The organism is Wolbachia endosymbiont (group A) of Scambus nigricans, from assembly GCF_947251485.1.
Lineage (GTDB): Bacteria > Pseudomonadota > Alphaproteobacteria > Rickettsiales > Anaplasmataceae > Wolbachia > Wolbachia pipientis.
Genome location: NZ_OX366356.1, coordinates 162,876 through 184,890 on the forward strand (window position 1 = coordinate 162,876; position 22,015 = coordinate 184,890).

A 22,015-nucleotide genomic window follows, 5' to 3' on the forward strand; every position below is an offset into this window, starting at 1 on the left:
TATGCAGTTAAAAGTACCAACAGTTAACTCTAAGCTTAAAAAAAAGAACAACTTAGCATTACTAGAAAGCATTGATTTAGATTTTGTTCCTTATGCTTGTCATTACGATGAAGAAACCATACTAACAAAACAGGGAGAATTGTTAAAAATAATCAAGTTAGAAGATTATTCTTCTGTTGATAACTACAGCGACCTCAGAACTGAAATTAGAAAAAGCATATCAAAAAATATTAATAGCCTGTGTTTTACCGTTTGGATTCATACCGTTAGAAAGCGCAATAAACTGAGCTTGAAATGGAATAAAACTGAAGACTTCTCTGACAACCTACATTCAACGTGGTTTAATAAACTAACTGATAGTAAATTACAGTATATAAATGAACTATACATTGTAATATTGTTTAGCGATTTTGGCAAGCATACTAATAATTCGTTTTTTTTCAATAGAATAAAGAATAAGCATAAGTTGTCTTTACAAGAAAGCCATCAGGAGTTGCAAAAGATAACTGACGTAATTCAAAATGATTTAGGACCTTTTGGAGCTAAAAAACTGAGTCTAAGGTTTAGTGAAGGTAAAATATATTCTGAAATGATAGAATTTCTCCACTATATTGTTACATTAACGCACAAAGATTATCCAATACATGAAAGGGACCTGTCGCAATATATTAGAAATTTTAAAATAGCTTTTGGTTTCAATACGTTTCAAACAATATTTGAAAATCAACAGAAATTTGGCTCTATTTTCAGCATAAAAGAATACCGGGAAATCTCTTTAGGTAATATAGATAGATGCTTGCAGCTTGAATCTGAATTTATCATTACAGAAATAATGATATTTACTAGTAATAACAAAGCAATAAAAGAATTTAAAAAACAAATCAACATGCTGCAAATTAGTGAGGATAATACCTTACTTAAAAGCTCAGGAATTGAAGAAATAATAGAGCTTGAAAAGACCTCTAGTATAGACTTCTGCCAACAGAAAATTATTTTTACAATATTTGCAGATGATAGGAATAAGTTAGCTGAAAGTATTAGTGATTTATCTTCTATAATGTCATTAGTTGGCTTCATGATGTTTAGAACTGATTTACATATGGAAAGTCATTTTTGGGCACAACTTCCAGGCAATTTTGCTTTTATTACGCAACCGAAAAATATCTTAACAAAATACGCTTGCAGCTTTGCTATGCTGCACGATTTTACGTCAGGTACATTAAAAGGAAGAAGGTGGAAAGAAGCGGTAATGATTTTTTTCTCAAAAAAAGGAAATCCTTACTTCTTTAATTTTCATGGAAAAAGAAATAATGGCCATACTACGATACTCGGAGCTCCAAATTCAGGCAGAACTTCACTCATTAATTTTCTATTATCAGAATCAAGAAAGTTTAACCCAAGAATTGTCATATTGGATAACACTGGAAAATCAATAATTTTTACTAAAGCAGTGAGTGGTAAATATTACATAATCGATCCAAAATATAAGGACAAAAGCCTAAAATTTAATCCACTAAACATTGAAGATAGTGCTTCCAATCGCAATATGTTGGTTGAACTGATCAGAAGAATGGTAGCCGATACGAGCTTGGTGGACGTAGAAGAAAAGATAAGAAAAATTGTGGATTCTATATTTGCTATACCCAAGGAATCACGTTCTATTTCACAAATTTCTGAGGTGCTCTTGCTCCTTGGGGGTAAGATAAGTAGATGGTGTGACGATGGTGACTTTGCTTACTTATTTCAAGATGGTAATGAATCAGATATTGACTGGGAAACAAAAATTATATCTTTCAACACCGCAAACCTTACAAAACAAAAGGAATGTATGTCCGTGATACTTTACTATTTTTTATATTCTTTTGAGGCAAAATGTGATGGCTCGCCTGCAATACTTGTTTTGGATGAAGCATGGGAGATAAGTAATATTTTTCCTACAGAGAAAGAGTTTGATAACTGGATGCAAAGAATGACGGAACTAAATGTTGTAGTAATCCTAAGTACTGAAAATTTAAATCTCGCATTTGCTAGCAAATTTACTCAATATTTAGATAAACATGTTGATACAAGAATCTTGATGCCGAACGTCAATGCAAATAGATTATACATGAAAGCATTTTCTTTATCAAAAGAGGAGCTGAATATAATTCTGCAGACGCCAACGCAGGAAGGTTTATTTTTGATAAAACAGTATAAAGGATTAGTAACTTTAAATTTAGATTTAAAGAATATGCAAGAAATACATGTACTTTCAGCTAACAAAGAGACGATAAAGTATATGTACGAGGCAATAAAGGAAAAAGGAGAAGAAGTTAATGAGTGGTTACCGGTATTTTATGAGAAGTGTAAGGCTTAATTTCTTATTGATATTTTTTTTGATACTTGGTCTTTCGTATCAAGGATATGCTGATTGTCCAACATTTGTAGAAAGTAATACTTGGTGGGAAGCAATAGTTGGTGGAGATTGGGTAAAGGAAATTAAGGTGCAAGCAATAAAAGATCAAGGAGTTGATGGTTACTTTAATCCCAAAATTAGAGTATGTGCTTATGATGGACAAAGTTATTGTTATGACTTACAAAGTGGGGAATCCTGCCTCCAGATATATGGAACGCAAGGTACAGGAGCTGGAGTTTCTGCTGCAGCTTTTATCGACTGGGAAGGAGATAAAACAAAAGCTGGAGGAGAAATTGCTCGGGTTCTTAAATGGGAATGGGCAGACGGTGTTACTGATGAGGAAAAAAGAAGATTCGCTAACTCTCCTAAAATATGTGCTTGCAGTCAAAAAGGGGCTTGTATGTCAGAAATTTCTTCATGGGGTTCTAGAGTATTTTCGGGTGAGAATATTTTCCGTCCTGGGGAGATGGAAAAAGTCTGTGATACCTGCTACCAAACGGCAGTAAAATGTGCTCCTGTTCCACTTGCACCTGGCCCCCCTCCATTTTGTGAACAACTTGCAATGTCGCTTCCACAAGTTAGAATTGTTCCTATAACAGATAAAGACAATGATTACTTTAATCCTAAGGTTAAGGTAATCATTGGTGATCTGAAAGGAAGAGACGGAGAGATTGGAGAAAAATTAGATTTCCCTAAAGGGTATGGAGAAAATAAAGCTGAGTGGCGCTCTATTTTAGACAAAGATGGCATCACGTACTACTTCAAAACTTATAGAGAAAAAGATAAGCTCTGCGCTGAATACCTTGGAACTCAAAGTATAGATGAAAACAATCCACAGTTCATCCGCTGTTTTCCTGCACCACCTGCTCCAGAACCTGAGATAGTGGAGATAGTAAATGCAAATACATTGAAAGTAGAAATGAAGATGAGTGAGAGCACTTGTGCTAAAGCACATGGAACCTATAGTAATGGTTCCTGTACTTTTAATGTTAATACTGACCTCAACCATCCTATAAACATTGGCCCCCTATCTTTAAAAGTAGTAAAACCAGCAATAGTAGCAAAAACAACTGATAGTAATATCTCTAATATTATAGAAGGTATATTAGAAAGTAATCCGCAACAATTTAAAGTTCTGAAAGAATATGGCTATGTTCCTGATGTGCGAATTAAATGTTCTAAAGGCGGAAGTTTTTATAGTTTTAATGATTTTGAGAAAAAGTTAAAAGACAAATCTATTCAATGTGAATTTAATAACTCTGGGCAGCCGGAAATAGAAGTAAAGTATAAAGGAAATTCTAACAGTAAAATGCTTTGTCTTTCTGGATGGCAGCCAGAACCAGAGGAGTTTGTTCTTAAAAGAGAAAATAAAATAATACCACTAAAATTAATGGGAACAAGATATACTAAATACAATGCTGTTTACTCCAAGGAATCAAATCAGTTCTATTATCTTCCGAGCAAGGAAAATAAAAGAGCCGATCTCTTAAACAGAGATCAGAGTGAGTTAGATAAAATAATATTCAATAAACAAGGGTATGTTTTCTTCCCTGATGAAAATGAGCAGAAGAAGGGAGAATGCAGTTACTGTGTAAAAAGAAATGATGAGATAGACGATACATTTAAATCTAGTAAAGGACTGAAAGTAGTATACAAATTGACGGATGTAGAGCATAGAGAAAAATGTAATCAAGGTGATGATGGTTGTATCTGCTTTAATGGAACATGCAGCCGTTCAACACGATATGTAGACAAAGAAAACACTCAACCTTTTTATACAAAGATTTCACAAAATACAAATGGCGTTGTCACACAACAAGAAGCACCAATTAAAGCAAACAGAACGGAGGTCTTTTACGCTGATAAATTGTGTAGGTTCGATTTAGAAGGTCTCAAAAAGAAATTAAAAGAAAAATTAAAAGAGATAATCAAGGAACATCTGAAAAATAAGAAACCAGATCTTGAAAAAAATAATGAAAAATCCTATGATCATAAAAATAAAGATGTTTATACAGATGACTTATCAATAAAATTTGATCGTATTAAAATGGAAGCGTGGGGAAGTGGTGAAGCAGGTCATATACAAGGTAGTGGCTGTGACAATCAAAAATGCCATTCTACTGAAAGCAGAGTAGGGATGCCAGGAGATTATATTAAAGCTAAACTGAAAATCGATCCTAATTATCCTATAATTAAGGTGCAAGTCACAGAGGGAGGGGGTAACCAGGAAAGTAACCTCTCAGATAAGGACGGGGGACCTGTTTTCATAGAAATGTGCAATTCGCAGAAGCAACATTGCCAGCAACTGATTACTGTTGCAGGTGGAGGTGAGTATAGAACATACGGTGGTAAGGGTTATGAGGAAACAGTAATTCATAAGCAAGATTTAAAGCTAGAGGAGAAAATTGTAAAGGCAGATAAACTGAAGTCTACACAAGACAATCAAATAGCATATATAGAAAATGGTGAAATCAAGTATGAAACAGTAGAGTGTGGAAGTGGTTTGAGAAGCAGTAGATCTGGTGCAGGTGGCTGCATTAATAAAAGCAAAGGAATTTATGGTAAAGGCTCTCCAGGGTATGTGAAGATTAGACCTATTATAAAGGAATTTGACGAAGAAGAAATAAATGCTGCTATTAAAAAAGTAATAGAGGATCTATACGATCTTGAAACTATGACTGATTTTTGGGTAGGGGATCTTAACGTGAATATAAGTGGGATAATTAAAGAGGAAGTCAAAAAAGAATTGTTAAGGTAAAAAGATATAACTCTGAAAATTATGCTCTCGTTTTAATAATTAATTAAAGTAAAGCATGTAGTAAATGGTGTATCTTAACAAAAAGGTATAACGAATGTAAGGAGGGTACTTTATGTCTCTAAAGAATAAAATTTCTGAGCTAATAGAACAACAATTTAGCATTAAATACCATGACAATTATTTGGCTTACGCTATACATAAGTGGGCTGCAAGCGAAATATCTAATTCTATTGCTTTTTGCATAATTGGTTGTGGAAATTGCAAGATTGTAGCTCTTTTTACAATAATCCGAACAGACCGTAATATGCTACTGGCCTGCTATAGCCATAAACACATATCTTATCGCATTCGGACTATTATAAGAAAGGCTATGGATATCAAGATGCTGCAAATTCGTTCAACATAACAAAAGAAGAAATTGAATAAGGCAATATTGCAAGCATAGAAAGTAAAATAAAAAATGAAGCTGAAAAATCAGGTAGCGAGTTTTCTGAGTTGATTTCTAGAATGGATCAATCGCTAAAAGAGCAGAGTGAAAAGTCTATTGTACAAATTTTAGATTCATCCGCTGAGGAGATGTTAAGGAGTTTCTGTGATAGCCCTCTACAGTCTCCAGAGCCTCAAGAACCCTCTGCTTCATCTGAAGAGCATGCTACAGAAGGCCCAGAAACTAGTGTTATAGCTCTTTTTACAATAATCCGAACAGACCGTAATATGCTACTGGCCTGCTATAGCCATAAACACATATCTTATCGCATTCGGACTATTATAAGAAAGGCTATAATTCAGATCTTTTGTCAACCTAATCAACCCCATATATATGTTTTTTTTGTACCCATGCTTTGCGTTTTGGGGTGGAAAGAAAGCACCATTCTTCGTTGCATTTTTCTATCTTCATCACAACAAACTTGTCTATTTTCATAGTAATCTTGCTGTCTACACTCTGTTTTTGATATCCATAAGTATCTTCTTTTACAATCGTGTAGCGCTTATCACTAAGAAGATTGCCTTTTATCCATCCGCAGTCTTCATCTATATCGCAGACCTTTTTCCAACTCTCAAACTCTTCTATCACTTTCAGGGGCAGATTTTTGCAAGTGTATATCCATTTTACAGGATAGTGAAACCCTGGCCCCGTTCTCATGTTGATCTTATTTGATTTGGTTGAAACAAAGTTATTAGCAAACAAGCTATGGCTAAATAATAAAAATAATAGGATAATAGTACTGAACCAAGATCCCAGTGTCACGCACTGGGATAACGTGAGGGATAGTGTAACAGACTGATTCATCATAATTCACGATTAGGTTGACATAAGATAAAGAGTAAATTAAAAATTGAATAGATCTTTAAATGCAAAATCAATGCCTATAGAAATATTAATGCCTGCTCTTTCACCGACAATGAGCAAAACTGGAGGAAAAATTGTAAAGTGGCATAAAAAAGAACAAGACAAAGTTGAAGTAGGCGACGTAATTGCTGAGATAGAGACTGATAAAGCCATAATGGAGTTTGAATCTATAGATGAAGGAGTTTTAGCAAAAATTTTAGTAACAGAAGGAACAAGTGGCGTGCCTGTAAATCAACCAATAGCTTTAATGCTGGAAGAAGGAGAAGATGAAAGTGCACTTAACAACTATACTTCAACTTCCATCAATAGTGCAGTTAAAAAGGAAGTGACAAAAAGTGCTGTTGATAATCAAAAATCAGAACACCAAGATTTAAACGGAAAGCCAATAAGTCATTCTTCGGTGTCATTCCAGCGCGTGACGCTGGAATCCAACCCCTCAATGTCATACCAGTGCTTGACACTGGGATCTAGAAAAGAAGAATGGATACCAGTGTCAGCTACTCAGATGACAGAGGGTTATGCAGAAGGTAGAACAAAAATAAGCCCATTAGCTAAGAAGATAGCTCAAAATGAAGGGGTTAATGTGCAGCAATTAAAAGGTACAGGACCATATGGTCGCATAATTAAGGCTGATGTGTTGGAGTCTTTAAGCAGTAGTATACGCACTGAAAGTCCTGAGATAGTTGAAGTAAGCAACATGCGCCAAGTGATAGCACAGCGCCTGACTGAATCAAAACAGAATGTTCCACATTTTTATTTAACTGTAGACTGCCAGGTTGATAAGTTAATATCGTTAAAAAACGAGATTAACTCAGCAGATGAAAACAATAAAGTAACAATTAATGATCTAATCATAAAAGCTGCAGCTTTCAGCATGAAAAAATTTCCTGATATAAATTCTTCGTGGATAGATAATAAAATACTGAGATATTCAAATATAGATATTTCAATCGCTGTGGCACTTGAAGATGGGCTAATTACTCCTATAGTAAAAAATGCTGATAAAAAGGGTATTTTATCTATATCAAAAGAAGTGAAAGATTTAGTAAGCAGAGCAAGATCTGGAAAATTGAAACCTGAAGAGTTTCAAGGAGGAGGGTTTACTATCTCCAACTTAGGGATGTTTGGTATAAAAGCCTTCAGTGCTATAATCAATCCGCCGCAATCTTGCATTATGGCAGTTGGTGCATCTAAAAAACAACCAATTGTTATGAATGAGAAAATAGAAATAGCAGAAATAATGACAGTAACGCTCTCTGTTGACCATAGAGCAGTTGATGGGGCACTCGGAGCAAAGTTTTTAAATGCCTTTAAGCATTATATAGAGAATCCTCTGGTGATGCTTATTGAAACTGCGGTAATCTATTAGCATTGTTATTACAAAATTAATACCTCTAAGTTTATACTTTTATTAGTTAATAGGTTTAGAGGTAAAAAAATGAATACTACAGTAGAAAAAAATAATCCAAAAATTTTTCCTCAAAATGAAGGAAAGATTAACTCAAAAGGCATGGTTGCCCCACCTGTTCCTCCGAAATCTTCCCAAGCTAAATTTGCTGGAATAAAAGCAATTTTTGAGCGAAATGTACCTCATTCTCAAGCAAATGATAGTAATAAAACAGTGAGTAGCAATCTTGGAAGAACATTTGGCCCAACAATGCAAAAACTCATGGAAGACAACATTCATAGCACTCCTAACAAACAACGCCGCAATTCAGGGGATAGTGGTATCAGTGATATTAGTAGCAGCACTTCTGATGATGAGGATAGAACAATAAAAGATAAAATGATGGAAAATGTTAAGCAGGATAACCATCAAAAAAGCTTTGATTTACATAAAGTACAAGCAACTGATGAATTAGAAACCGTAAAATTTCTCAAAACGCTAAGCAAGAAAGAAAGAGAAAAACTTGGTTTTTCTCCTAAACAGCAAAATAACCAAAAGGTTGAGACTAGCAAAAAAACTTATAATCCACTTGATTGGAATCCAATCTATCAAGGTAAAAAGCTCTTTAGCTTAGGCAATATGTCGAGTAATTCGTCTTCATGTAGTGAAAAAAGCAATATTTCAGGTGTAAGCGATAAGTCTAATAATTCAAACATTGTTAGATGTAATATTACTAGGAGTAACAGTAAGGAAGACCTTCGTAAACCTGATGCTTCACATAATGACAAATCTGCAGGTAAAAAATTATCTAATGTCAATGTAAGCGAATTAATCAGAAAGTTTGAACAAGGTAATGAAATAATAAAAGGGCGTTAATCACATGTTACCCTATCTTTGTATATGTAAAGGTAGGGTATCTTTTTAAAATAGTATATCCTTTACAGCTTTGTTAATTTTTGACTCCCTCTCTGCAAAAGCAGTTTCTAGAGAGGTTCTAAGTTTTTTCCATTCTTCTTGACCATTTATGTGGGTTAAAATTAAAGATTTATATTCATTTTCAATTTTTTCCAAGGATCTTTGACATGAGGAATCTAGTTCCTCATATATATCAATATTTATTGATTGCAGTATTACCAAAAATGCAAACAAATTCGGATCAGGTAGTTCTTCCTTTATATAATTCAGAAGACATAGTTTTATTTTTTTTGTGCAATATTCTATTGTTTCTAACGATAGCGATAGACTTTCTGCATAAAATATAAAACTATCTATAATTAAACTTTTTGATTTTTTCGGTAATTTAATATTTTCAAATAGTTCTTTTGTAAATTTTTCTATCGGTTGTTTTGGCAAATGTAAAGAGAGATCAGTAAAAGATTTTAGGTCAAAATTTGGTCCAAGTATTGTGCTGATTGCTCTTTGTACATTACTCTTATCTTTACTTACAGAAATAATGAAAACCAGCCCCTCCACATCAAGCATATACTTTATAGATTCCAAAAAATCGACAACGAATTTAGGACGGCACACATCAAGATTATCCACCATTATATAAATGTTTTTGTCTTTTCTGATTTTATTAACCACATCCGCTAACTGTGTTTTAAAATCTCTAGTACTCTCTTTTCTTCTTTGGAGAAGACTTAATTCACTCAAAACAAAACCTATGTCTTTTTTATCAGCCTCTTTTGCAGCATCAAGAAATACTGAAAGCATAGCAAGTGGAGATTTACTGATCAGCTTTCCTAGTGTGTTTAGAGAAAATAGCTCTTGGTTTATGTTCTTGAACTGTTGTATAACGCTTCTTTTTACTTCATACGATGCAAATAAATCTTCAAATAGAAAATTTAAAAAAGAAGGAAGCGGTTGATCCAGTGCATTGATATCCCATGCGCTATAATAAGCTGCAATTTCATTTTGCTGTTTTAACTCTTTCACCCATTCTTTCAAAAAAAACGTCTTGCCCCATCCATCATATCCTTCTAAAGATATTATTGTAAAAGACTGATCAATTGTTTTAATTATAGTGTTGAATTTACCTGAAAATTGCTTATAGTTTAGACGGTCATTTTCCCAAGCCACTACTTTAAGTGGTGGCACTATTTTTTTCTTTTTGAATGTTATTAGCGATATAAGTTTTTTTAAGCACATGTCTTATTTTATATTTAACTCATATTCTTGTCTTGAAGTAAGTGCTATCCTCAGCGTTCCTTCATCAAGATAGTCAATTTCTCCGCCCATTGGTATGCCGCAAGCAAGGCGTGATATTTTCACATCCAAATTTTTTAGCAATTCAATTATATATTGTGCAGTAACTTGGCCCTCTAATGTCGGATTAATTGCGATAATTATCTCTTCAATTTTAGACTCTGTCACTCTTTTCAGAATAGTGTCAAGGTTGAGTTCTTTTGGACCTATGCCATTTATTGCAGACAATCTGCCACCCAAAACATGGTATAAACCTGAATATATATTTCCTTTTTCAAACGCCCATAGATCACCTAATTCTTCTACTACACACAGTAACTTAGTGTCACGTTTTGGGTTAGTACAAATAGAACAAGGTGACTTAGTATCTAGATTTCCGCAAACTTCACACTCTATTATAAGATCTGCTAGCTCTTTAATCAAAGATGCAAGTGGTAGCATAACTTTTTCTTTGTTTTGGAGTAAATGTATAACTAACCTGCGTGATGATGATGGCCCTAAACTTGGCAATTTAGAGAAAGCATGAACTAGATTTTTTATGTTAACGTTCATTCAATAAATTCAGAATAGGCAGTCAAATGGTAACATCAAACCCTTTGTAAAGAAAGTGTTAAGTTTCTCTTGATCCCACTTTGATCAGCTATAGAAAAAATTTTTTACTTTAACGAAAAAAATTACTTCCGCACATTTAAAGCCTGATTATAATAGACTTCTTGCATAACCCAAACTAAGTAGAAAAAAGGTATCATCCAAGTAGCTGACACTGGTTCCTTTATGACGGCAGTACCTTCTCCTGTCATCCGAGTAGCCGACTACTTGGATCCAGGAAATTTAACTCTACCAAGTAAATGTACAATAAGAACTAGATTCCAGACTGGAATGACAGCAGTCCTACGTCATACCGCGATTCATTCTCGGTATCTCTAGATCCCGCTAACAAGTAGCGGGATGACGGTTGTCAGGCTAGCTGTCATCCCAGTGCCCAGACACTGGGATCCAGAAATTTTAATTGTAAGTAAGCATACTGGGTTGATAAGTATAAAAGTAGCTAGAAAATAAACATTTTTGATGAGATTATATGGAAAACTGGATGCCAGTGTCAAGCACTGGCATGACACCCTTCACGGACTTTTAAATTACTTTAGCTATAAATATTAAGAAATTTACCAAACGAAAAAAAAGGCAAAAGAAGCCCTGGGGTTATTATCCGCTTTAAAATATTGGCGTTTTTTATGTTTTAAACGCTTGACAAGCGAAATTCAGCTGCTTTTAATTGCAACTAACTTACGCTGCAAACGTTTAAGAAATTTACTAAGCAGAAAAAAAGACAAAGAATCCCCGAGTTAGCTAGTCTTTTACTATCTCTGTCGAGTATTGGCATTTTTTGATGTCTTGTAACGCTTTATAAGCGCGTTCAGCTTATTTAGATAAAAATCTAGATGTAGATGAAGTTTTGTAAAGACATACAGTATCTATGTACTGCAAAAAATTAAACATAAGACGCCGATACATTAAGTAATCCTTACCTTTTAATCTGCAGATTGGCGAAAGCAAATACAATAGCTTCAGTTTCATGATAAGGGAGCTGGCGGAGGGTGTCAAGCAAGTTTTTTCGTTTCTATGTTGTCAGCTACTTGGATGACGCCAATCTGAGTTAACTACACCAACTCACATTCAGCAAAAAAGAAAGCTATCTCCTTACGAGCATTTTCTAGACTATCCGAGCCGTGGACTCTATTTTCACTAATATCATCAGCAAAATCACCCCTGATTGTGCCTTTATCTGCCTGCTTTGGATTGGTAGCTCCCATGATTTGTCTGTATTTACTTACTGCATTTTCACCAACTAAAACTTGAACTACCACAGAACCAGAGGTCATAAACTCTACTAATTCCCCAAAAAAAGGCCTATCTTTATGAATTTCATAAAACAGCTCTGCTTGTTTTTTTGTTAGTAACATCATTTTTTGTGCTGTGATTTTCAGCCCAGATTGTTCGATGTAGGAATTTATATTGCCTGTAATATTATTTTTTACTGCATCAGGTTTTAATATTGAAAGTGTCTTCTCAATTGCCATATTATTCCCTCATATTAAGTAAAACAGTATATTTATAGATTTATCTTATTATAAATTTTAATTTCATAAAAGTGATTTTTTATTTATAGTTAAGAATAAACCATCAAGGAGGTATTGTATGGGTGAATGTTGTAAAAATAACACTACTAAACAAGCTGAGCCTACCACTAAAAAACAAGCTAAATCTACTACTAAAAAATTAGTAAGTAACTTTAAGTCATCACTTTTTTGTGGAACAAAAGGATTTTTAACTTTTAATTTGGCCTTTTTAAGCTTTTTGGAATATAGCTTACATCATAATACAGAATTAAAAAAAGGTGCTGCTTTTGCAATGAAAAGAAACACTATTCCATTTCTTGAAATGACAATCATAGCACCGCTTGTTTGTTTTGCACTGCCAGCTATGCTAGGCAGTATGAGCCTCATGCAATGCGCACTTTTATGTGCTTCCTTAATGATTGCCACATGTTTTATTGTCAGAACTTTTCATCTGCGTGAGAAGTTAATGGAAAAAATCACTAACCATAGTAGAAAAGAAATAGACGCGGAATTTAAGAAAGATACTATAAAATTTCCTATCTTTGATCAAAATAGAAAACACACCGAGTATAATTCGCCTAACTCAGGGCGACTACTGGATGAAACAAGTAGCACCTCTCTTTTCGTTAAAGTTTTACTTTTTCCCCTCAAGGTTCTTCTGAATGTCCTGCAAAGTTGTATAATGCTATCTTTAGCTGCTGTTGAACTTCTTGAAACGGTACCAAGTCTTTTTGTCGATACATTTTTCGATTGGAACTTCACATCCACCAAGAGTAACCTGAAGAGATCAGGCCACTTATTGTATGCCAGTGTAAGAAATTTAGTGCCTATAACTAAATTTGATGAGTGTGTAGCTAATTTTATAGGCACCCCAGAAGTAACTTGTTGTGGTAGTGCGTAGGTGAAAAAGGCAGTTATCTCATTTAATCTTGGCGGGCCTGATTCACTAAATGCGGTCCGTCCTTTTTTATTCAACCTTTTTTATGACAGGAGAATAATCAATCTACCGAATCCCTTTCGGTTTCTTTTAGCAAAGTTTATATCTGCGAAACGAGAAAATACTGCACGAAAAATATACGAGGAAATTGGAGGTAAATCGCCAATTCTAGAGAATACAAAAATGCAAGCTAATGCTTTAGAACTAAAATTAAACGAAAATAGAAACCATGTACACAAGGTATTCATCTGCATGCGCTATTGGCGTCCATTTGCTGACGAAGTTATTGAAAGTGTAAAACAGTTTGATCCTGACGAAGTAATTCTGCTGCCACTGTATCCACAATATTCAACTACCACAACTCTGTCATCCATCGAGAATTGGCAAAAAAATGCTAAACGGTATGGCCTAAAATGCAATACAAAAATGATTCACCGTTATTATGATAACCAAGATTTTATTGAAGCTCACACTAATCTGATAGCTAAGTACTATAAATTGGCTAGAAAAATCGGTAAACCAAGAGTCCTATTTTCAGCCCATAGCTTACCTCTTAGTATCATTAAAAAGGGCGACCCTTACTCTTCACAGGTAGAAAGAAGCGTAGAGTTAATAGTAGAAAAGTTAGCTATCAATAACTTAGATTGGTCAATATGTTATCAGAGTAAGATTGGTCCTGTAAAATGGCTAGAGCCAAGCACTGAAAGTGAGCTATTACGCGCAAAAGCTGATGGTGTACCTGTAGTTCTATCACCTATATCTTTTGTTTCTGAGCATTCAGAAACTCTAGTTGAACTTGATATAGAATATAAAGCAATTATCAAGGATGGATATTACTTTCGTGTGCCAACTCTCAGTACCGATCCCTTGTTTATAAAATGCTTGGCCGATTTGTGCATAAATCTCCCTTAAAGTCCTGATTCATAGGGCTTTTCTTTTAGGATTTTATGTGATAGAATAACAGGAAGTTATTAACTATTTCATGCCAAACAAGCTAAAAAAGAAATCTAACATACTCGCACAAAGGGTGCATGATATTTATGATCATGATTTCAGGAAGGTAATCTGCATCACAACAGGTTTAACAGCCCTATTGTGTAAGATTTCACTGCAATTTTGCTGCGAGTTCATTGACAGTAATAGATCCAATATCTTTCTTATACGGAATGTTGCTCGACTAGTAAAGTTTCCGACATCTATTCTGTACATTGCCCATTCTGCATTTACTCTACAGGATCTAATTAAGGATTACAGAAACCCTGAGAGTAAAAAAGAGCTGGCAAAAATTGTGGGTAAATCGGCTAATCTTGCAAGCAGCAACATAGAAGCGCTAATGATGTTGAAAATCATCCATTTTTGCACTGGAAGCAATACAGACATAATAAGTTATATTAACTTAACCTCAACGATCCTATTTTTGTTCATTTCAGAACCTATAAGCTATTATTATACATGCAAGGAATATCTGGATAATAAGGATCCTGAAAAGTCTGCTGAGTGTAAGAAGGACCTTATTATTAGCACATTAACTTTGTCGTTAGGTTTATTAAACTTCATATTAAGAAGGATAGAGACTCCAACTATACCAATAAACTTAGGTAATGGTATAATCTATAATTTCAACTTAAGCGTAACAGTCAGCATAATATATAGTGCAGTATTTCTTGCAGTTCAGCTTGACAAATTGTTTCAACAACCTGTCAATGATGATCCTTCCACTGAACTTGATGATGTTCATAATATAAACGGTCATTCTAATGACAGCACTGTAGAGGTATAAGAATTAGGGATGAAAAGATTTTATTTCTACTGCCAACGCTAGTACTGCTAATTTGCTAACAATACTCCAAAGTGATAGAATTTTACCTTCTACAACCTGGCTAACATCATGAAACTCACAGTCAGTGGCATTCAAGCTAGAATATACATCTTTTCTGCTATTACATCGGTATAAGTAACATGTTGGAGTATCTCCTATATAGTATATTAGCGGTTCTGCAGAACTGCTTTTAAACATGTCAATGGTTGGTACACCTTCTTGTATAATAACGCTATTGATTGCTATTCCTTCTTTTATCTTTTTCATTTTATGACGCTTTTTTTTATTGAGGTTTAATATTTCCTCTCCACTTGTTGCTGTTATAATGCCCATCCCATATGTGCCATTGCTTGCTTTGATAAAAACGTAAGGTTGTGTTTTTATTTCATATTCCTCATATTTTTTTTGCACTAGAGATAATATTTGGTCAACTTTAGTTGCTACTGCTACTAGTGACAAATCATCATCAAAATCAACTCCATCACAGCTCTCTGTAAGCGCAGAAATTAGCCATGGGTCTATTTTAAATTTGCCACAAAACTCAGATGCTAATTCTTGATAGATTTCAAAATACTTAAATTTCTGCCTGCTATGCCAACCGTATAGTGGGCTTGGTACTATATCTTGCTTTACGTCTTTCAGCGTGTCTGGAATGTGGCTCGTCATATCACGGTTCAGTATAATAACATCAGGCACAAATCCTGAAGTTGTCTTTAGCAGAGAGTTTTCTTTCACAACAGTTTCATACTGTTCTATTAAATTGTATACTTCATTATATAAAAGGCCAATTCTAGTCTCAAAACCTGCGAGTTGTAGTATTTTCTCTATAACAAATACGTTTTCTATATACATTTTATTGCGTGTATAATTTTCCGGTATTATAAGAACCTTTTTGTATTGATGTCTTTTAAAATAGCTTTTTATCAATCTTGCTGCCATCGTTCTTGATTCTTCACTTAAGTTATTGAACCCCGCAGGAAATAAATTAGCGTCTACTGGAACGATTTTATAGCCAGAGTTTCTAAGATCTATAGAGCTATAAAATGGCGATGTAAGGCCATTAAATTTTGCTTCGAACCAATTATTTATACTTTTTTCCAAATCTGGGTGAATTATGTTTTGCATCTGCACTTTAAATGTTATAAGGAAGGTATTATATTATAAGCTATAGTTGAACATATTTAGTAAATTTGACTAAAGATTAAAGTATAATGAGATTCTTATTTAAAGTGATAGAAAAATGATTCAACACGATAACAATAAAATGTATGGCACTACTATATTATCAATTAGAAAAGATAAAAGTGTAGTAGTAATAGGTGACGGACAAGTTTCACTGGGCCACACTGTTATAAAATCTGGAGCAAAAAAAGTTAGGCGTCTTTCTGGTGATTCCGTAATTGCTGGATTTGCCGGGGCAACAGCCGACGCATTTACTCTTTTTGAAAGATTAGAATCTAAACTTGACAAGCACCCAGGGCAATTAATGAGAGCATGTGTTGAACTTGCAAAAGACTGGAGAATGGATAAATATCTGAGGAAATTAGAAGCTATGATGATCGTTGCAGATAAATCTATTTCATTAGTAATTACGGGAACAGGTGATGTTCTTGAACCTGAAGATGGAGTCGCAGCTATTGGCTCTGGGGGAAATTTTGCTCTATCTGCAGCAAGAGCTTTAATTGACATTAAAGGAATATCAATAGAGGAAATTGCGAAAAAGGCTATGAAGATAGCTGGCGATATATGTGTTTATACAAATCATAATGTAGTTATTGAAAAGATAGAGGAGTGATATGTCTTCCAAGCAAAAAACTTTATGCACCAATTTTTCCAATCAGCCCATAACCCTTTCAGAAGGGCGGTCTTGTAGTAGTGACACCTACGATGAAAAAGATAACCTCTATAAAGATACTAAGAGTGGTTTTGATTCAAATGACAGCGATGTTCAAGTTAATGACAGCACTCAAGTTTTGTTAGATGACCTGCCACCACAGAAGATAGTTAAAGAATTGGACAGATTCATAATCGGACAGGATGATGCAAAGCGTGCTGTTGCTATTGCGCTCAGAAATCGTTGGCGTCGCAATCAGGTTCCATTTCCATTGCGTGATGAAATCATACCTAAGAATATATTGATGATCGGTCATACAGGGGTTGGTAAAACTGAAATAGCTCGTCGCTTAGCAAAACTTGCCGGTGCACCGTTCATAAAAATTGAGGCAACGAAGTTTACTGAAATAGGGTACGTTGGACGTGACGTTGATTCGATAATACGCGATTTAGTTGATGCAGCAATAGTTTTAGTTAAAGAGAAAGCCCTTAAAGCCTTAGCTAAAAAGGCTTTAATTTTAGCTGAGAAAACAATAGTAAACTCTATGGTAGGCGAAAATGCAACCGAAGAGAGTAAAAAAAATTTTAGAGAAAGGTTGAGGAATAAAGAGTTTGAGGACGGAGAAGTTTCTATTAACGTCAGAGAGAGCAAGAGTATGTTACCTACTTTCGATATACCAGGCATGCCAGGTGGGCAAGTTGGTGTGATGAATGTAACAGAAATAATGGGCAAGATGTTTAACGGGAGCAAAAAAACAAAAACTATTACGGTGAAGGTAAAAGAAGCGCGTGAAATATTAATTAATGAAGAAAGTGAAAGGCTAATGGATGAAGATAAGATAATCAAAGAAGCCATTGATCTTGTTAGTAATGACGGTATAGTATTTTTGGATGAAATAGACAAAATTGCAGCGCGTACAGAAGTAAAAGGTGAAGTAAACAGAGAAGGAGTGCAACGCGATCTGTTACCATTACTTGAAGGAACAACTGTTACAACTAAGTATGGCCATGTAAAAACAGACTATATATTATTTATTGCATCTGGTGCTTTTCATCAGTCTAAACCATCTGACCTCTTACCGGAATTGCAGGGCAGATTACCGATCAGGGTAGAACTTAAGGCACTTACTCAAGAGGATTTAATAAGAATATTAAAGGAACCAGAATCTAGTTTGTTAAAGCAGTACATAGCTTTAATGAAAACAGAAAATGTGACACTTGAGTTCACTGATGATGGTATAAAAACCATAGCTGAAATAGCGTTTACAGTTAATAGTCAAGTGGAAAATATAGGCGCAAGAAGGCTTCACACTGTCATGGAGAAGCTTTTAGATGAAATAAGTTTCATTGCTTCTGAGAAAAATAGCGAAAAATTCATTATAGACAGCAAGTATGTAAAAGATAAACTTGAGTCAATTTCGAAGCAGCTTGATTTATCTAAGTTTATACTTTAGGAAAAACGAAAAGCCTACTTTAAGTAGTATAGAGAGTGTTCAGAAGATTAGCCAGTAGACCTAAAATTTCAGCTATATTCTTTAGGCTGTTTTTCAACAGTAGAATGGTGTGCTGCGACCTCTTGCTTAACATCTAAGCTTAAGTCAATTATTGAGATATTTTCTTCATCATAATCTATGTCTTTTATTAACATATCGTCAGTAATAGTCAAAAGGTCAGGCGGAGAAAGAATAGTTCTTTTATTACCAGCTCTCATTCCCACAACTCCAAGCTCTATAGCAAGTGGTATTTTTTTATCGCCAACCCTAAATTGCACTGTTTGATCTTTGACTATATATTCCCCATTATGCTCCTTTACGCTATATTTAACCGATATCTCATCACCGCACCTTACTTGTTTTCCAGTCTTGTTAATTAAGTCATTAAAAACCATCAGATTATTTACTGAGTCGGGATATTTATCCTTTACTTCGATCAGTTTGACGTAATAAGAATTAAAATTCATTTTGTTCTCATTGGCAATAGTAACTACACGCTCTCCGCCTTCTTTCATACCTATTACCCCTAAACTCACTTCTTTTAGGTCATCTTGACCTATTTTCAAAGTAACATCAGAAACTTTGCTAGGGAGTGTTGCTGAGTTATTATTAGAAATTTTATATATTTGCAATAGGACTTCCAGGCCACAAAAAGCCTTGCTGCCACTGCCTTCAGTAATTTCATAAAAATTTATTGAATCTTCTTCCTTTTGCTGCGTTATTTCTTCTAAATATTCTGTCAGCCCATGCTTTTCAATATAGCGGTCAAGTGCTGATTCAAGTATTGGCTTCACTAGGTAATGTGCTATCGTCTGTATCAAACCACCATGCGTGGCATTTATCTCATAAAGCTTGTCCTTTTTTTCCGGTTTACCTTTGTTTATATAGACAATAGTAAACACAAAAGCAGAAGTTAAAGTGAGAATCATTACTACGGAAATAAGCATTTGTAATATAATTTTTCTAACCATCTTTCTTTACTTGATTCAATAAATCATATAAATAATTAGTATCCCCTGAAAGCGCACTCAAACTATCCAAGCCTTGTTTAAAGAGGCCGTCTATATAGTCCTCTACCTCACTTTTACCAAGCACAGACATAAGATTATTTGTTTTATCTTGTTCGTAGTCTTCAATATCATCCTTAGCTTGAAAGATAAGCCCTAGATTTATTCCATAGTTATATAACGCTTTACGTTGCTTGTCTGTAGCACCCCCTATTATAGCACCTATTTCACATGAAGCTGCAAATAGTTTTGCGGTTTTCATCAAATGAATTTCTTTTATTTTATCAGCTTGGCCCAACGTCATTCCAGCGTCATACATACAGCCGTACGAATGTTGTAGTTTTAAGGTAGAAAGGGTGTCATGCAAGTAGCTGACACTGGAATCCATTTCATGTTCAGCTCCACTATCGCATGGCTTTTTGCACGAAATGCTTGTAGGCAAAGCCTTCTGGATCCCAGTGTCCGCTACTTGCATGACAGAGGGTTGGGGGCTAAAATCTATATGCTCACTGTTAATATCTAAAGCCTGTCCTCCCACCATTCCCCTAATTCCTATTGCCTGAGAAAGAACTTTTATGATTTCACAGCGTTTCTCATTTAACGAAGATAATACCTCAAAAGCCAGAGTAAGTAGTGCATCTCCGGCAAGCACTGCTGTTGCTTCATCAAATTTTTTATGGCAGCTTAGCTGGCTTCTGCGAGTATCACTGTTGTCCATGCACGGTAAATCATCGTGAATTAGAGAGTAAGCATGAACAAATTCAATTGCTGCAGCAACTGATATTACTTTTTTAGCTTCCGCGTTAAACACTCGCGATGAAGCTACGACTAAAAAGGAGCGTATATGTTTTGCAGGAGCAAGGAGTATATAACGCATAGCTGATATAAGCTTATTCTCGCTATTTTCGGGTAAGAGTTTATTTACTTCTACAATAAGCAAATTTTTTGTTGTTTCGTCTAGCATTTTTGAATTGTTAATTGTTTAGGACGTAACGCTAGCCAGCTAGGGCAGTAGAAAACCTTACTGTAGTTTACCAGTTATAAAAGATATTGCAAACATAAAAATTTTTTATAACATCAAAGAATAGGTTATTTTTTTGGTAAGAAATGTGAATAGCGAACTAGCAAAGAGCACTAGAGAAGACATAGAAGAAAAAGTGAAAAAGATTATACTAGAGCATATTAGTAAGGATGTAGAGAAATTCAACAGCTCTTCAAAGCTTTCGGAGCATGGTACAGACAGCTTAGATGCAGTTGAAATTGTCATGGCAGCAGAAGAAGAGTTTGGAATAGAAATTCCAGATGAAGACGCACAAAAAATGGAAACTATGGAGCAAATAGTTGAGTACATTAATAATAAAAAAGGCTAATAGTTAGTGTTAAATGAGCAGAAGAGTAGTAGTCACTGGTGTTGGTTTAATCACTCCACTAGCGGCAGATGTTGACAACACTTGGTCAAGGCTAATAAAAAGTGAGTTTGGCATAAAAGCAATCAATACGGATAGATTTGACTCTTCTGATCTTGCTTGCAAAATTGCAGGGCAGGTGCCGTTGCAATCAGACAACATTGAGCACCATTTCAATCCACTAGATTATATTTCTGAGAAAGACTCAAAAAGGACAGATCGTTTTATCCATTACGGTATTGCAGCAGCTATTCAGGCAGTAGATGATTCATTAATTTTGGAAAGCCAAAATATCAATCGGGAACGTGTTGGTGTGACTATTGGCTCTGGTATAGGTGGTCTTCCGTCAATTCAGGAAAATGTTATTACCATGCAGGAAAAAGGGCCCAGACGTGTCAGTCCATTTTTTGTCCCTGCAAGTCTAATAAATTTGATATCTGGCCATATTTCTATTAAATACGAATTTACAGGTCCAAACGATTCAGCAGTAACCGCATGTGCAACAGGTGCGCATGCAATCATAAACTCAGCAAGAACTATAAAACTTGGTGAAGCGGATGTTATGATTGCAGGTGGAGCAGAAAGTGCACTGTGTAGAGTTGGAATTGCAGGTTTTGCATCTATGAAGGCGTTATCAACTAAATTTAACGATAAACCGGAAGAAGCTTCAAGGCCATGGGATGAAGAACGCGATGGTTTTGTTATGGGTGAAGGAGCAGGTATATTGGTGCTGGAGGAATACGAACATGCGAAAAAAAGGGGGGCAAAAATACATGCTGAACTGGTTGGGTACGGACTCACAGGAGATGCGCACCACATTACAGCACCACATCCAGAAGGAAGAGGCGCATTTAAGGCAATGCAGCTTGCTTTAAAGAGCGCACAAATTAATCCCAATCAAGTAGGGTATATCAATGCACATGGAACTTCAACGCCACTTGGAGATAAAATTGAAGTAATAGCAATGAAACAGTTATTCGGTGACTACGTTTATAAAATACCTGTTTCTTCAACTAAATCTTCTATAGGACATTTACTTGGTGCTGCAGGGAGCGTTGAAGCAATATTCAGTATTCTTGCGTTAAATAATGGAATTATTCCGCCAACCTTAAATTTACACAAGCCTTCAGAAGGATGTGATTTAAATTTTGTACCGTTTAAAGCTCAGGAGCATAAAATTCAATATGCACTTTCTAATTCGTTTGGTTTTGGTGGCACTAATGCATCGCTCATATTTGGAAAAGTTTAGTTGATGTCACCCCAGTGTCTTCCTCTTGTCATTCCAGTACCCTCCTCTTGTCATG

General features: G+C 35.0%; 21 protein-coding genes and 1 pseudogene. 14 read left to right on the forward strand and 8 right to left on the reverse strand.

Going from position 1 to position 22,015, the window contains the following annotated elements:
- Position 1 precedes the first annotated feature (1 nt).
- The 4 genes from OPR46_RS00960 to OPR46_RS00975 all read left to right on the forward strand — a co-directional run bounded on the left by OPR46_RS00960 (position 2) and on the right by OPR46_RS00975 (position 6,077).
- Positions 2-2,356: a VirB4 family type IV secretion/conjugal transfer ATPase gene (locus OPR46_RS00960; protein WP_265043503.1), complete on the forward strand. Its 2,355-nt coding sequence runs from the start codon at positions 2-4 to the stop codon at positions 2,354-2,356.
- Positions 2,337-5,153, forward strand: a complete 2,817-nt coding sequence (locus OPR46_RS00965) for a hypothetical protein (RefSeq protein ID WP_265043504.1) — start codon at positions 2,337-2,339, stop codon at positions 5,151-5,153. The genes OPR46_RS00960 and OPR46_RS00965 overlap by 20 nt, the downstream gene beginning before the upstream one ends.
- Positions 5,154-5,265: 112 nt before the next feature.
- Positions 5,266-5,559, forward strand: a complete 294-nt coding sequence (locus tag OPR46_RS00970) for a hypothetical protein (protein WP_265043505.1) — start codon at positions 5,266-5,268, stop codon at positions 5,557-5,559.
- A 101-nt stretch (positions 5,560-5,660) separates the two neighbouring features.
- Positions 5,661-6,077: a hypothetical protein gene (locus OPR46_RS00975; RefSeq protein WP_265043507.1), complete on the forward strand. Its 417-nt coding sequence runs from the start codon at positions 5,661-5,663 to the stop codon at positions 6,075-6,077.
- A gap of 82 nt (positions 6,078-6,159) precedes the next feature.
- Here the strand turns inward: OPR46_RS00975 and OPR46_RS00980 are convergent.
- Positions 6,160-6,447, reverse strand: a pseudogene (locus tag OPR46_RS00980) (SH3 domain-containing protein); the annotation flags it as partial.
- 70 nt (positions 6,448-6,517) lie between these two features.
- Here OPR46_RS00980 and OPR46_RS00985 point away from each other — a divergent pair.
- Both OPR46_RS00985 and OPR46_RS00990 read left to right on the forward strand, forming a co-directional pair.
- Positions 6,518-7,873, forward strand: a complete 1,356-nt coding sequence (locus tag OPR46_RS00985) for a pyruvate dehydrogenase complex dihydrolipoamide acetyltransferase (protein ID WP_265044042.1) — start codon at positions 6,518-6,520, stop codon at positions 7,871-7,873.
- A 69-nt stretch (positions 7,874-7,942) separates the two neighbouring features.
- Positions 7,943-8,767, forward strand: a complete 825-nt coding sequence (locus OPR46_RS00990; protein WP_265043508.1) for a hypothetical protein — start codon at positions 7,943-7,945, stop codon at positions 8,765-8,767.
- Positions 8,768-8,812: 45 nt separating this feature from the next.
- Here the strand turns inward: OPR46_RS00990 and OPR46_RS00995 are convergent, their stop codons facing one another.
- The gene (locus OPR46_RS00995) at positions 8,813-10,042 is read right to left on the reverse strand and encodes a KAP family P-loop NTPase fold protein (protein WP_265043510.1); all 1,230 of its coding nucleotides are present in this window, start codon (positions 10,040-10,042) and stop codon (positions 8,813-8,815) included.
- Positions 10,043-10,045: 3 nt separating this feature from the next.
- A complete protein-coding gene (gene recR / locus OPR46_RS01000; protein ID WP_010963080.1) occupies positions 10,046-10,651 on the reverse strand; it encodes a recombination mediator RecR in 606 nt (201 codons plus the stop codon).
- A 222-nt stretch (positions 10,652-10,873) separates the two neighbouring features.
- On the opposite strand from recR, the gene OPR46_RS01005 reads away from it, so the two are divergent.
- On the forward strand, positions 10,874-11,026 hold the full coding sequence (locus OPR46_RS01005) for a hypothetical protein (protein WP_156517965.1): 153 nt from the start codon (positions 10,874-10,876) through the stop codon (positions 11,024-11,026).
- Here the strand turns inward: OPR46_RS01005 and OPR46_RS06845 are convergent.
- Both OPR46_RS06845 and ndk read right to left on the reverse strand, forming a co-directional pair.
- The gene (locus OPR46_RS06845; protein WP_410541808.1) at positions 11,023-11,202 is read right to left on the reverse strand and encodes a hypothetical protein; all 180 of its coding nucleotides are present in this window, start codon (positions 11,200-11,202) and stop codon (positions 11,023-11,025) included. The genes OPR46_RS01005 and OPR46_RS06845 overlap by 4 nt on opposite strands.
- 555 nt (positions 11,203-11,757) lie before the next feature.
- A complete protein-coding gene (gene ndk / locus OPR46_RS01015; protein ID WP_182309846.1) occupies positions 11,758-12,177 on the reverse strand; it encodes a nucleoside-diphosphate kinase in 420 nt (139 codons plus the stop codon).
- Between the two features lie 118 nt (positions 12,178-12,295).
- On the opposite strand from ndk, the gene OPR46_RS01020 reads away from it, so the two are divergent.
- The 3 genes from OPR46_RS01020 (at position 12,296) to OPR46_RS01030 (ending at position 14,933) form a co-directional block, all read left to right on the forward strand.
- Positions 12,296-13,117 (forward strand): hypothetical protein, encoded by an 822-nt coding sequence (locus OPR46_RS01020; RefSeq protein ID WP_265043512.1) that lies wholly within the window; start codon positions 12,296-12,298, stop codon positions 13,115-13,117.
- A complete protein-coding gene (gene hemH, locus OPR46_RS01025; RefSeq protein WP_265043514.1) occupies positions 13,118-14,065 on the forward strand; it encodes a ferrochelatase in 948 nt (315 codons plus the stop codon).
- Between the two features lie 70 nt (positions 14,066-14,135).
- On the forward strand, positions 14,136-14,933 hold the full coding sequence (locus OPR46_RS01030; RefSeq protein ID WP_265043515.1) for a hypothetical protein: 798 nt from the start codon (positions 14,136-14,138) through the stop codon (positions 14,931-14,933).
- Between the two features lie 3 nt (positions 14,934-14,936).
- On the opposite strand, the gene gshA is transcribed toward OPR46_RS01030, so the two are convergent.
- Entirely contained in the window at positions 14,937-16,097 is a 1,161-nt protein-coding gene (gene gshA / locus OPR46_RS01035; protein WP_265043517.1) for a glutamate--cysteine ligase, read from the reverse strand.
- 115 nt (positions 16,098-16,212) lie between these two features.
- Between gshA and hslV the strand changes: the two genes are divergently transcribed.
- Positions 16,213-16,767 carry an ATP-dependent protease subunit HslV gene (hslV, locus tag OPR46_RS01040; protein ID WP_006280198.1) on the forward strand — a complete coding sequence of 185 codons (555 nt, stop codon included), beginning with the start codon at positions 16,213-16,215 and terminating at the stop codon, positions 16,765-16,767.
- A gap of 1 nt (position 16,768) precedes the next feature.
- Positions 16,769-18,259 carry an ATP-dependent protease ATPase subunit HslU gene (gene hslU, locus OPR46_RS01045; RefSeq protein WP_265043518.1) on the forward strand — a complete coding sequence of 497 codons (1,491 nt, stop codon included), beginning with the start codon at positions 16,769-16,771 and terminating at the stop codon, positions 18,257-18,259.
- A gap of 68 nt (positions 18,260-18,327) precedes the next feature.
- On the opposite strand, the gene OPR46_RS01050 is transcribed toward hslU, so the two are convergent.
- Both OPR46_RS01050 and OPR46_RS06850 read right to left on the reverse strand, forming a co-directional pair.
- Positions 18,328-19,269 carry an FKBP-type peptidyl-prolyl cis-trans isomerase gene (locus OPR46_RS01050; protein ID WP_010963087.1) on the reverse strand — a complete coding sequence of 314 codons (942 nt, stop codon included), beginning with the start codon at positions 19,267-19,269 and terminating at the stop codon, positions 18,328-18,330.
- Complete coding sequence (locus tag OPR46_RS06850) at positions 19,262-20,269, reverse strand: polyprenyl synthetase family protein (protein WP_265043519.1); 1,008 nt, start codon at positions 20,267-20,269, stop codon at positions 19,262-19,264. Before OPR46_RS06850 ends, OPR46_RS01050 begins: the two co-directional genes overlap by 8 nt.
- Positions 20,270-20,414: 145 nt before the next feature.
- Between OPR46_RS06850 and acpP the strand changes: the two genes are divergently transcribed.
- Positions 20,415-20,675 (forward strand): acyl carrier protein, encoded by a 261-nt coding sequence (acpP, locus tag OPR46_RS01060; RefSeq protein ID WP_406833328.1) that lies wholly within the window; start codon positions 20,415-20,417, stop codon positions 20,673-20,675.
- A 13-nt stretch (positions 20,676-20,688) separates the two neighbouring features.
- On the forward strand, positions 20,689-21,960 hold the full coding sequence (gene fabF / locus OPR46_RS01065; RefSeq protein ID WP_265043521.1) for a beta-ketoacyl-ACP synthase II: 1,272 nt from the start codon (positions 20,689-20,691) through the stop codon (positions 21,958-21,960).
- Positions 21,961-22,015: the final 55 nt, after the last annotated feature.

What these genes read in the sequence shown, in the direction of transcription:
- OPR46_RS01005 (WP_156517965.1), top strand. Translation starts at nt 10,874, where the DNA reads ATGACGGCAGTACCTTCTCCTGTCATCCGAGTAGCCGACTACTTGGAT.
- OPR46_RS00975 (WP_265043507.1), top strand. Translation starts at nt 5,661, where the DNA reads ATGGATCAATCGCTAAAAGAGCAGAGTGAAAAGTCTATTGTACAAATT.
- fabF (WP_265043521.1), top strand. Translation starts at nt 20,689, where the DNA reads ATGAGCAGAAGAGTAGTAGTCACTGGTGTTGGTTTAATCACTCCACTA.
- OPR46_RS00990 (WP_265043508.1), top strand. Translation starts at nt 7,943, where the DNA reads ATGAATACTACAGTAGAAAAAAATAATCCAAAAATTTTTCCTCAAAAT.
- OPR46_RS00970 (WP_265043505.1), top strand. Translation starts at nt 5,266, where the DNA reads ATGTCTCTAAAGAATAAAATTTCTGAGCTAATAGAACAACAATTTAGC.
- OPR46_RS00995 (WP_265043510.1), bottom strand. Translation starts at nt 10,042, where the DNA reads ATGTGCTTAAAAAAACTTATATCGCTAATAACATTCAAAAAGAAAAAA.
- OPR46_RS01020 (WP_265043512.1), top strand. Translation starts at nt 12,296, where the DNA reads ATGGGTGAATGTTGTAAAAATAACACTACTAAACAAGCTGAGCCTACC.
- recR (WP_010963080.1), bottom strand. Translation starts at nt 10,651, where the DNA reads ATGAACGTTAACATAAAAAATCTAGTTCATGCTTTCTCTAAATTGCCA.
- hslU (WP_265043518.1), top strand. Translation starts at nt 16,769, where the DNA reads ATGTCTTCCAAGCAAAAAACTTTATGCACCAATTTTTCCAATCAGCCC.
- OPR46_RS00960 (WP_265043503.1), top strand. Translation starts at nt 2, where the DNA reads ATGCAGTTAAAAGTACCAACAGTTAACTCTAAGCTTAAAAAAAAGAAC.
- OPR46_RS01030 (WP_265043515.1), top strand. Translation starts at nt 14,136, where the DNA reads ATGCCAAACAAGCTAAAAAAGAAATCTAACATACTCGCACAAAGGGTG.
- ndk (WP_182309846.1), bottom strand. Translation starts at nt 12,177, where the DNA reads ATGGCAATTGAGAAGACACTTTCAATATTAAAACCTGATGCAGTAAAA.
- gshA (WP_265043517.1), bottom strand. Translation starts at nt 16,097, where the DNA reads ATGCAAAACATAATTCACCCAGATTTGGAAAAAAGTATAAATAATTGG.
- OPR46_RS01050 (WP_010963087.1), bottom strand. Translation starts at nt 19,269, where the DNA reads ATGGTTAGAAAAATTATATTACAAATGCTTATTTCCGTAGTAATGATT.
- OPR46_RS00985 (WP_265044042.1), top strand. Translation starts at nt 6,518, where the DNA reads ATGCCTATAGAAATATTAATGCCTGCTCTTTCACCGACAATGAGCAAA.
- OPR46_RS06850 (WP_265043519.1), bottom strand. Translation starts at nt 20,269, where the DNA reads ATGCTAGACGAAACAACAAAAAATTTGCTTATTGTAGAAGTAAATAAA.
- OPR46_RS00965 (WP_265043504.1), top strand. Translation starts at nt 2,337, where the DNA reads ATGAGAAGTGTAAGGCTTAATTTCTTATTGATATTTTTTTTGATACTT.
- hslV (WP_006280198.1), top strand. Translation starts at nt 16,213, where the DNA reads ATGATTCAACACGATAACAATAAAATGTATGGCACTACTATATTATCA.